The sequence below is a fragment of the Mesorhizobium sp. WSM4807 genome (assembly GCF_055811615.1).
In genome coordinates, this window is record NZ_JBVVQY010000066.1 from 1 (window position 1) to 7,958 (window position 7,958).

Annotated in this window: 4 protein-coding genes and 6 pseudogenes; 3 read left to right on the forward strand and 7 right to left on the reverse strand. The window is 61.4% G+C overall.

Features of this window, described 5'->3' with window-relative positions:
• A pseudogene (locus AC0L3N_RS33065) lies at positions 1 to 137 on the reverse strand (IS5/IS1182 family transposase); the annotation flags it as partial.
• Between the two features lie 380 nt (positions 138 to 517).
• Here AC0L3N_RS33065 and AC0L3N_RS33070 point away from each other — a divergent pair.
• A pseudogene (locus AC0L3N_RS33070) lies at positions 518 to 985 on the forward strand (IS110 family RNA-guided transposase); the annotation flags it as partial.
• Here AC0L3N_RS33070 and AC0L3N_RS33075 read toward each other — a convergent pair.
• A pseudogene (locus AC0L3N_RS33075) lies at positions 976 to 1,281 on the reverse strand (transposase zinc-binding domain-containing protein); the annotation flags it as partial. The pseudogenes AC0L3N_RS33070 and AC0L3N_RS33075 overlap by 10 nt on opposite strands.
• A 205-nt stretch (positions 1,282 to 1,486) precedes the next feature.
• On the opposite strand from AC0L3N_RS33075, the pseudogene AC0L3N_RS33080 reads away from it, so the two are divergent.
• A pseudogene (locus AC0L3N_RS33080) lies at positions 1,487 to 2,212 on the forward strand (IS256 family transposase); the annotation flags it as partial.
• Here the strand turns inward: AC0L3N_RS33080 and AC0L3N_RS33085 are convergent.
• Positions 2,157 to 3,650 (reverse strand): annotated as a pseudogene (locus tag AC0L3N_RS33085) (transposase). The pseudogenes AC0L3N_RS33080 and AC0L3N_RS33085 overlap by 56 nt on opposite strands.
• Before the next feature lie 66 nt (positions 3,651 to 3,716).
• Here AC0L3N_RS33085 and AC0L3N_RS33090 point away from each other — a divergent pair.
• Positions 3,717 to 4,151, forward strand: a pseudogene (locus AC0L3N_RS33090) (transposase); the annotation flags it as partial.
• A 93-nt stretch (positions 4,152 to 4,244) separates the two neighbouring features.
• On the opposite strand, the gene AC0L3N_RS33095 reads toward AC0L3N_RS33090, so the two are convergent.
• The 4 genes from AC0L3N_RS33095 to AC0L3N_RS33110 all read right to left on the reverse strand — a co-directional run bounded on the left by AC0L3N_RS33095 (position 4,245) and on the right by AC0L3N_RS33110 (position 7,904).
• Complete coding sequence (locus tag AC0L3N_RS33095) at positions 4,245 to 4,457, reverse strand: site-specific integrase (RefSeq protein WP_473551823.1); 213 nt, start codon at positions 4,455 to 4,457, stop codon at positions 4,245 to 4,247.
• A gap of 7 nt (positions 4,458 to 4,464) precedes the next feature.
• Positions 4,465 to 4,761 carry a hypothetical protein gene (locus AC0L3N_RS33100; RefSeq protein ID WP_473551825.1) on the reverse strand — a complete coding sequence of 99 codons (297 nt, stop codon included), beginning with the start codon at positions 4,759 to 4,761 and terminating at the stop codon, positions 4,465 to 4,467.
• A 561-nt stretch (positions 4,762 to 5,322) separates the two neighbouring features.
• The gene (locus AC0L3N_RS33105) at positions 5,323 to 6,477 is read right to left on the reverse strand and encodes a M20 aminoacylase family protein (RefSeq protein WP_473551826.1); all 1,155 of its coding nucleotides are present in this window, start codon (positions 6,475 to 6,477) and stop codon (positions 5,323 to 5,325) included.
• Positions 6,478 to 6,578: 101 nt separating this feature from the next.
• A complete protein-coding gene (locus tag AC0L3N_RS33110) occupies positions 6,579 to 7,904 on the reverse strand; it encodes an aminotransferase family protein (protein ID WP_473551827.1) in 1,326 nt (441 codons plus the stop codon).
• Between the last annotated feature and the right edge of the window lie 54 nt (positions 7,905 to 7,958).

Consider the following 7,958-nt stretch of genomic DNA (forward strand, 5'->3'; position numbering starts at 1 on the left):
AAACGCTCCTCCAGCACAGGCCAGTCGATCGCCTGCGCCAGCCGTACCAGCTCGTGCTTCATATTGATGATCTGATCGAGCCTGGAGCGGAAAAGATCCTGTTCTCCCGTCTCGTGCTTCTCGCGTGGCCTGGACACTGCCATCCCCTCGATTCGCCGCCGCCGAACCGCGTGAATCTGGAGGGTTCTGTGTAGTTGCGGGCGCGATTGGGCGGGCACGCTCGGGTCGCGACGACATTGAAGCCTGATTGAACTGAACCGCGGGATGGCGGGCGGGGCTATGGGGATTTAGGCTCGACAGTGTGTCCGAGGCGCCGGAGCGGGCTCGCCGATCGCTCTTGAGCGGTCGCCCGTCGTCGCGATGCAGGACCATCTGCGACGCGAGAGACGGCGCCATTGGGTCGTTGACGCTTGTCGGGCGAATTGAGAAACTGATGGAGTTGGATGCGCCCTTCCGACGGCATCGCAATGTGCCAATGTGATGTTTTCTGAACGTCACGGCAAAGGAGAAGGCATCCCTGAGTGAGGTTAGCATCATCGGTCTAGACTTGGGAAAGCGGGTGTTTCAGGCGCACAGGGCACGAGCAGATGGCAGCGCTGCCTTCAGCAAGAAGCTTTCGCGTTCGCAGGTTCTGGCGTTTTTTTGCTCGGCAGTCCCGGTGCGTCGTGGCGATGGAAGCGTGCGCCAGCGCACATTTCTGGGCCCGAGCGATTGGAGAGATCGGGCACGAGGTTCGCCTGATACCGCCGGTCATGTGAAGCCGTTCGTGAAGCGGCAGAAAAACGACGCCGCGGACGCGGAGGCGATTGCCGAAGCGGCGATGCGACCGAACATGGGCTTTGTCGAAGTTAAGACGGAGCGGCAGCAGGCCGGAGCGATGGTCTTTCGGACCCGCGATTTATTGGTTCGTCAGCGCACTCAGCTCATCAATGCGCTGCGTGGTCATATGGCCGAGCATGGTGTGATTGCGCCGAAGGGGCCGACGAAGACCACGTGGAAGTATGGGACCGGCAGCAGCTCAGCCTGCGGTTCGGCAAGCCACTGGGCGCGGGCTAGGCCTTGGCATTTAGGGCAGTGGCGGTTGCGGCAGGAGTTATAGGCTTGCCGCACGAGGCCGCAGTCGGTGCACTGTTCGGCGTGACCGCCCAGGGCCGCGGTCCGGCACGCCTCCACCGCGGCCACGACCCGGCGCTCGACACGCCCGAGATGGCCGGCATGATCGCGGCGATAATCAGCCCCGTGACGGTGGAATACATCCGCCACTTCCAGATCCGGGCGCATGACGCGCGGCTCAGCCGGACGGCGTGATCTCCATGTGAAGTTAGTCAAAAGGACTGGCGGTCCGGCCGATCACAGCCGTTGAGACCTGGGCGTATAGTGTCGTCGTCGCCAGGCTGCGATGGCCCAGCAGCACCTGAATGAGGGACTGTCAGGAATTCTGTGCCTGAGGCCATGATGATGGTAAGGAGAGAATCATCACACGGCTATCGATAAGGAACTTCTGGACAAAGACGGGCTGCTTGACGATCTGAAGAAGGCGCCTTCGGAGCGCATTCTGGACGCCGAACTCGACGAGCATCTCAAGGACGACCGCACCGACGGCAGCGCCAATCGCCGCAACGGCCATTCGAGGAAGTCGGTTCTGACGGGCACGTCGAAGATGACGCTGTCGATCCCGCGCGACCGGGCCGGGACCTTCGATCCGAAGCTGATCGCCAAATACCAGCGGCGCTTTCCCGATTTCGACGACAAGATCATCTCCATGTATGCGCGCGGGATGCGCGTGCGCGAGATCCGCGGGCATGTGGAGGAGGTCTACGGCATCGACGTGTCGCCGGACCTGATCTCGGCCGTCACCGACGCGATCCTGGAGGAAGTGGCGGAATGGCAGAACAGGCCGCTCGACGCGGTCTATCCGCTCGTCTTCTTCGACGCGATCCGGGTCAAGATCCGGGACGAGGGCTTCGTGTCCAACAAAGCCGTCTACATCGCGCTCGGCATTCTACCCGACGGCAACAAGGAGATTTTGGGCATCTGGATCGAGCAGACCGAAGGCGCCAAGTTCTGGCTGCGCGTGATGAACGAATTGAAGAACCGCGGCGTCGGCGACATCCTCATTGCCGTCGTCGACGGCCTGAAGGGCTTTCCCGAGGCGATCAGCGCCGTCTTTCCCCAGACCGTGGTGCAGACCTGCATCGTGGGCCTGTTGAAGAAGTGCTTTTTTGCCCGGCAATTTCGGGCTCCGAGCCGGTGGCGATCAACCTGTACAACGACGCGTCATACCGCGGCGAGCCTCTGAAATTTGATGCTGACCGCCGAATTGCTGATGAGCAGAAGCAGGAGCCGTAGAGTGCGACGGCCAGCCGCTTCAGATTAATTGGCCGCAGCGGTCAGGAAGGCCTGGATGCGCATATTGTCCAGTCCTCGGCGCACCGCGCGGGCGAGGCCGTGCCATGTCTTGGCTTCGCCATGCACGCCCCTCGACCCGCCAGCGATTACGCTGATAGATATCTTGTTCCTTTCGACCCATCCGAGCCGCTTGCCCGCGCCCTCAGCAATGAAGGATGATCGACGTTGAACACGACGACGCGGGCGTGGCGCGACGGTGTAACGCAGCGTTCCAGCAGCGGACATGCGCGACAATCCTTGCCGCGTGCCTGGAAGTGTTGGAATGAGCTCTTTTGCAGCTTGCCTTTCGGCCGCAGGATTTTTCCTCGCGGACAGCGCGCTAGATTATGCAGGGCGTCGAACTTGAAGCGGCGCGTCGGAATGACCTTTCCAGGACGTGGCTCGGCCTTGGCCGGAACGATGGCCTCGATGCCGCGATCCTCCAGCGCCCGAAACACCTTGGCATATGCATAGCCGGCGTCCATCGTCGCCGTCGTGATGGCCGAACCCGTCGTCTCGGCAATAGCGTCGAGACGCTCCTCCACAGCCATGCCCTCGTCCTGTTCACCTGTCGCCACCTCAACGTCGACAATGACACCGCACTGGTCGTCGACCGCCGTATGTTGCTTGTAGGCCGGCTCCAGTCGGCGGTTGCGCGCGTTGGTCGCCATAGTGGCGTCGGGGTCGGTTACGCACACTTTCTTGAACTTGCCGGTCTGCCGGCTGGCGCGGAGCGCTTCGATCTCTGCGTCGTTGATCTCGGCCACCGCCTCGACATGCCGAACCGCCAGGCTGTCCCAACTGACGTCGGCGCGGATCAGTGAAGCGTCGATATGAACGATCTCGCCTTTGGCGATCTTCGCCGTAATGCAGGCATGAACCGTGCGCTGGAAAATGCGCCGGAAGCGTTCCGCGCCCCAGCGCTGCCGTATCCGGGTCAGGCTCGAATGATCGGGCAGCGCCTCGTGCAGGCCGTAGCCGATGAACCAGCGGATCGCGACATTCACCTGCGCCTCCCGCATCAGCCGGCGGTCGTGCACGATCCCGAGCAGAAAGCCGGCAAGCATAAGGCGCACCGCCACCTCGGGATCAATGCCAGGCCGACCGTTATCGGCACAGTAAAGGTCAGCTACCTCCTCGCGCAGCCAATCCAAATCGAGAACGCGATCGACGCGGGCCAGAATGTGATCGTCGGGAATCAATTGCCGCAATGACCCCGTCATGAACAGCTCGAGCTGATCCCGCTCCTTTCGTCCCAGCATCGCCAGCTCCCGAGAATCAACGGCAGCTCGATTGAATCAGCGTGACGGCACTTCTTCAACAGGCCCATCGTGCACCTGATCCGCCATTCCCTGGAGTCCGTCTCCTGGAAGGACCGCAAACCCGTCGTGCCGGCGCTGCGCGCGATCTATCGTGCCAAGGACGCTGAAGCAGGCAGGAAGGCTCTGGAGGAATTCGAGGCCGGCTACTGGGGCCAGAAATATCCGGCGATCACGCAGAGCTGGCGGCGCAAATGGGATCACGTCGTGCCCATCTTCGCTTTTTCCGAAAGCGTGCGACGGATGATCTATACCACGAACCAAATTGAAGCGCTGAACTCAAAACTGCGCCCGGCAGTTCGAACGCGCGGGCAGTTTCCCAATGACGATGCCGCCATGGTCCTAAACCACGCGGCCGAGGAGTGGAAGCGACCGCCAAGAGAGTGGTTCGAGGCCAAGACCCAGTTCGCCGTCGTCTTCGGCGAAAGGTTCGTCAGCCAGTGACGAAACCGGCCTCAGGCAATTCCTGACGGTCCCCCTGAATAATCCTTATGTCCGTGCCGGCTTCAAAAGGTGGGTGGCGAAGGCTGTGCACCGTCACCGCTTCTCAACGCCCAGGAACTCGCAGGCTGCTCGACGGGCGATCCCCAAGGTCTGTGGGTGGATCGGGCCGCGGCCATCGCGCCGGGAGAACAGCCATCGCCCCGGCTTGATCAACCGCCAATAGACGCGCAAAATCTCCAGCAGCTGCGGCGACAGCATCACATATCGGTCCTTGTCGCCCTTGCCCTGCTCGATGCGAATGACCATCCGGTGACTATTCGATATCCGTCACCTGCAGACGCGCCGCCTCCGTGGCGCGTAAGCCCACCGCATAGATGGTCATCAGAGCGACCCGGTTCCTCGTCCCCTTCACGGCCTGCAGAAAGCCGACCACCTCATCGGCGCTCAGCACGACCGGCAACTTGCGCGGCGTCCGGGCGTAAGCGATCCGCTCAGGCAGATCAGATCGACCCAGCGTCACGCCACAGAAGAAACGCAAGGCGCAAACGGTCTGGTTCAACGCGCCCCACGAGACCCTTCGGCCCACCAAGTGGGCCTGATAGGCGCCCACCTCTTCGTATCCCAGTTAATCGGGTGATCGTCCAAAAAATCGACTGAACTTCGCCACGTGATGCACGGAGGATCGCTGGGTCTCCGGTGACAAATTGCGGATCGTCAGATCTTCAATCATCCGCTGACGCAGAGGGCTTATCTGGGCCATCTGGGGTTCTCCTGTCTGGAAGGTTGGCTCGACACCAAATCTTCTCAGACAGGGACCTCCTCAGGCCAGACCCGCGCATCAGCTACCGCGGCAGCGGTTTAGTTCAATCACGCCCCAGCGCACGAACGGAATCGCAAAACCGATTGCAAGAAAACACCGACCAACACCGCAAATCCTGCAATTCCAAACCCACGATCTTCCCCGATCAGTAAGCTACATCAATAGCTTGCGGATAGTTCACGGACGACTAACCTATCGAGCAGCTCTACGCCAAGCACCTGCTGCGCAAGGCCGCGGTCCAGAGCTCCGATACCGTCGGCCGGGCCATCGGTCATGTCCTCAACATCATCACGCCGGGAGAATGCCGAAACTACTCGCGCAAGCCGGTATTCACCGGAAATAGAACTCGCTCTACCTCCGTTGTCTAGTCACGAGATCGATCCACAGCGCGATGCCGACGGGCAACGCGCGGTCGTTGAAATCATATTCCGGATGATGAAGAGGGGCGGTCATGCCATTGCCCATGAAGATGAAGGCGCCGGGCCGCTCCTTCAGCATGTAGGAGAAATCTTCAGAGGCCATTATGGGCGCCACGTCGCGCTGCACCGCGGCATGGCCAGCAACGCGTGCGGCGGCGTCCCCCAGAATGCCAGCCTGGACCGGATGATTGATAGTCGGCGGGTAGCCACGGCGATACTCGACTTCCGCCTCAGCGTCAAACGCCTTAGCGACGGTGGTAGCTATGGCCAGGACCCGGCTTTCGACCTTGTCGCGGTGGGCGTCGGACAGGGTGCGGGCAGTGCCCTTCAGCACGACCTCGGACGGGATGACGTTGTAGGCATCGCCAGCGTGGATGGACGTGATTGAGAGCACGACTGGGTCAACAGGGTCTACGCCCCTTGAGACGATCGTCTGCAGTGCGCCGACCACGTGGTTGGCGACCATGATCGGATCGATGGTTTCGTGCGGCCGGGCTGCGTGTCCACCCTTGCCGAGAATCTTGATGTCGAAGCGGTCGGATGCGGCGAGCATGACATCTTCCGACAAGGCGAAGGTACCGACCTCCATGCCCGGCATGTTGTGGAGGGCGTAGACCTCCTCGATGCCGAAACGCTCGAAGAGACCGTCCTCGACCATTACCTTCGCGCCGCCACCCCCCTCCTCCGCAGGCTGGAAGATCGCGACCAAGGTGCCGGAAAATGCGCGCGTCGAGGCAAGTTGCTTCACGGTGCCAAGCAGAATCGCCATATGCCCGTCATGCCCACAGGCATGCATCCGTCTTTTCGTAGCCGAAGCATAAGGCAGCCCGGTCGCCTCAAGGATGGGCAGAGCGTCCATGTCGGCACGGATGCCGATGGTGCGACTGGCCGGTGCGGTTCCGCCCCGGATGACCGCAACGACCCCGCTTCGACCGATGCCGCTCGCGACCTCGTCGCACCCGAAGCTGCGGAGGAGGTCGGCAACGCGTGCGGCTGTGCGATCCACTTCAAACAGAAGTTCGGGATGATGATGGAAATCGCGGCGCCACGCCGTAGCTGCCGCTATTAGGTCCGTGTGCGGCGTCATGCCGGCGTTGCCTGGATCTGCCGGCAGAGGAAGGAGCTCTTGCACATCAGAGCCGGCCAACCTGGATTGCATCGGGTCAGGATGGATACGCGCCCGCCTCATCAGTTCTCACTCTCAAAAAGCCGGAACATCTCAGTGAGAAGCTCCATGAAGAGGTCGATTTCCGGCTCGGTGATGATGAGCGACGGAGCTGCCATCAACCATTCCCCGAACTTTCCGCTAGCGGCGCGGCGTGCGTAGAGATGCAGGCCAAGATCGCGGGCGATCTCGGAGACGCGGTAGGACGCCTGTCTGGCGGCCGTCACTGCGTTCAGGAGACCCATTCCCCGCACGCCGCCAATGGTAGTGCTTCGGTCTTTCAACGCGTTGAGCTTTCGCCGCAGCACGACGCCCATCCGCTCAGCATTACCCGTCAGATCGCGGTCAAGCATCTCCTTGAGAACCGCGACACCGATTGCCGAGGAGAGCGGGTTGCCGGAATAGGTGTGGCCGCGCAAGAAACCGCCGGACTGGACGACCTTGTCGACAATCCTGTTGGGGGCAATCATCGCGCCAAGCGGCGTGTAGCCAGCGCTCAAACCCTTAGCGCAGACGATCAGGTGGTCTGGCAGGGCATCCGGCCAATGATGAGCGGCCAGGAAGGTTCCGGTCCTGCCGGCGCCACACATCACCTCGTCGAAGATCAGCAGAATGCCATAGCGACCGCAAATCTTCCGGACCTTGGAAAAGTAATGATCCGGCGCTACCAAGGCGCCAGTGGCGACGCCGCCGACCGGCTCTATAATGAATGCGAGAACCGTGTCCTCGCCTTCCGCAAGTATCTGTCTTTCGAACTCGTCCGCGCAGTGGTCGGCATAGGAGTCGACGCCTTCCGGGATGCGGTAGCTCAATGGTGCCGGAACTTTGGGCATTATCCGCATGATCGGGCCGAACATCTGGTCCAGATCCGGATCGCCGGTGACCGCGGCAGCGCCGAGCGTCGAGCCGTGATAACCTGGCATGCGCGCAAGGATCTTCGAGCGCTTCGGTTGACCTGTGACCACGGCGTATTGACGTGCGAGCTTGAGGGCAGATTCGACCGCTTCCGAGCCTCCGGAGACAAGAAAAGTTTGGTTGAATCTGGGACCCGCGAGTGTCTGAGACCATCTTGCAGAGCGTTTCGGTCGCCTCGCTGGTGAACGCCGTGCGAACGACATGCGATTGGCCTGTTCGATCATTGCATCGCGTACGCGCTCATTAACATGGCCGATATTTGCGGCGACAGCGCCGGACGACCCCTCGAGGTAGCGCTTGCCATTGGTGTCCCAAAAGAAGATGCCCTTGGCATGCGATATCGTGGGCGTTACGGCGATGCCGCGTCCGGCGTAAAACGCCCCTCCGGCGGATTCCTTTTGGACGAGTTTGGGCTGTGTGCTCTGAGTGGACATCTTACGGCCTGATCCCGATCTGATTGAGGAGGGCTGCCTCGTTAGCGAGGCAGC